This is a genomic window from Xenorhabdus entomophaga (genome assembly GCF_037996725.1).
Lineage (GTDB): Bacteria > Pseudomonadota > Gammaproteobacteria > Enterobacterales > Enterobacteriaceae > Xenorhabdus > Xenorhabdus khoisanae.
This window is the reverse complement of record NZ_JBBMXH010000569.1, coordinates 1-216: the sequence shown is the minus strand read 5'-3', so window position 1 is coordinate 216 and position 216 is coordinate 1. Positions and strand designations below refer to the sequence as shown.

Below are 216 nucleotides of genomic sequence, written 5' to 3'. Positions count from 1 at the left end.
TAGATATTGTGATAAACTTCCTGCTTTTTCTTATGGGTGAGATATGGCTAAAGTTGATGTAGTTTGTCGTTACTGTCATAAAACAGAAGCGGTTAAAGGGCATGGTAAAGGGCATGGTAAAGGACGTACTGGGCATCCTCGGTATCACTGCTACGCCTGCCGGAAAACCTTCCAACTGAACTATACCTATCAAGCCTGCAATCCCGGTACGAAAGA

Annotated in this window: 1 pseudogene; it reads left to right on the top strand. The window is 44.0% G+C overall.

Annotated elements, in window-relative coordinates:
* Positions 1–43: 43 nt before the first annotated feature.
* Positions 44–216, top strand: a pseudogene (locus AAC854_RS24090) (IS1 family transposase); the annotation flags it as partial.